Source organism: Pseudomonadota bacterium (assembly GCA_010028905.1).
Lineage (GTDB): Bacteria > Vulcanimicrobiota > Xenobia > RGZZ01 > RGZZ01 > RGZZ01.
This window is the reverse complement of the sequence record RGZZ01000734.1, coordinates 1-1,709: the sequence shown is the minus strand read 5'-3', so window position 1 is coordinate 1,709 and position 1,709 is coordinate 1. Positions and strand designations below refer to the sequence as shown.

Sequence of the window (1,709 nt, the reverse complement as noted above, 5' to 3'; positions counted from 1 at the left end):
CATCGACCACCAGGACCCGGGTTCCATGGCCCGCGTGCCCTTCGTGCGCGGCGCGCGGTTTGGGGGGGCTCGAGGGAGCGCTGTGGGCTGCCACGAGCGGGAGCTCGAACCAGAACAGCGACCCTGCCCCCTCGCGCGAAGAGAGGCCGATCTCGCCATTCATCAGGCGCATCAACTGCCGACACAGCGCCAGGCCGAGGCCCGTGCCTCCATAACGCCGGGTGGTGGACGGGTCGGCCTGGTGAAACAGCTGGAAGAGGCCTGCTTGTGCATCGACCGAGATGCCGACCCCCGTGTCGGCCACCTCGAAGCGGAGCTGGCCGGCCGCGCGTTGCACGGACACCGAGATCGAGCCCTGGCTCGTGAACTTCACCGCGTTCCCGACCACGTTCGCGAGCACCTGCTTGAGCCGCAACCCATCGCCCCGGACCCACGCGGGCACGTCACTGGCCACGGTGAAGGACAACGCCACGCCGTTGGCGGCGGCGCGCGCGCCGTAGAGCCGCGCTACGTCTTCGGTCAGCGCGCGCACGTCGAGGTCGCCTGGTTCCAGCGTCAGCCGGTTGGCCTCGATCTTCGTCACGTCGAGGATGTCGTTGATCAACGCCACCAGCGTCTCGCCACTGCGCTGAATGGTGCTCAACTGGGCGCGCTGCTCATCGTTGAGCGGCGTATCGATCATGACCTCGATCATGCCCAGCACGCCGTTCATGGGGGTGCGAATCTCGTGGCTCATGGTGGCCAGGAAGATGCTCTTGGCCTTGCTGGCGGCCTCGGCGGCGGCCAGCGCACGCTTGCGCGACAGATCGAAGAACATGGCGAAGGCGAAGAGCAACACCAGCACCGTCACCATGCGCACCACGTGGACGTACCAGGCGGTCGTCGGGAGGCTCGCCCGGGTCGGGCTCAGCGCGTCGAACGTCATCAACCCGATCACCGAGGCGAGAGAGATGATCAGCCAGCCGATGCCGCTCTTGCCGTCGAGGAAGAGCGCGCCGATGACCGGCAGCGTGAAGAACCAGACGAGAATCGAGGCGTCGATGGGGTGTTCGCCGATCGCGATGCCCCCGAGGGCGAGGCCCAGGAGCAGCAGCGAGGAATGCGAAAGAAAGATGAGCGCGCGCGTCCGACGCAGCGCCTCGAGAATGAGCACGCCGCAGACACCGAGGGCCGATACGATTGCCGCTGTCCGGAAGAGCCCGGCCAGTGCGTACGCAATGATGAGCGGCACGCACAGCGTGAACCCAGTTCCCCAGACCAGCACCATCATGCGCGGCCGATCGTCGGGGGAATCCCCGTCGTCAGGGACATAGTAGCGGACGCTGCGCGCGATCAGTTCCGGCAACACGGCGGCGCTTGTAACACTCCTGCGTCAGATCGCTGCTGAGCAGAGCCGACGAAACTCGCACTTGCCGCGGATGAAGCGGGAGACGAACGAGCCCCTGGACGGCGAGGCGAGCAACGCAGAGAAGAGGTCAGCGGGCACGCCGAAGTGCTCGTGGAGAGCCCGTTCCGGAACTCGAGTTGGAGCACGCTGGTCTCGGCGACAAAGGAGGCAGACGTGATGCACGCGGAGTCGACGAAGACGCGCTGGTGCGTCGAGCACCAGCGCGCGGGGACGGGCGCGGGCCTCCTCGCGGGGGGACGCCCGCGTCGCAGCTCGTCGACAGGGGTGAGGTCCACGCGAGGCGCGCTCAAAAGATGTCGGC

At 67.3% G+C, this 1,709-nt stretch carries 2 protein-coding genes; both read right to left on the bottom strand.

Annotated elements, in window-relative coordinates; all coding sequences use genetic code 11:
- Positions 1–1,348 (bottom strand): hypothetical protein (locus EB084_24815; GenBank protein ID NDD31487.1); only part of this gene is annotated, 1,348 nt, incomplete at its 3' end.
- A 24-nt stretch (positions 1,349–1,372) separates the two neighbouring features.
- On the bottom strand, positions 1,373–1,609 hold the full coding sequence (locus EB084_24810) for a KTSC domain-containing protein (protein ID NDD31486.1): 237 nt from the start codon (positions 1,607–1,609) through the stop codon (positions 1,373–1,375).
- Positions 1,610–1,709 lie beyond the last annotated feature (100 nt).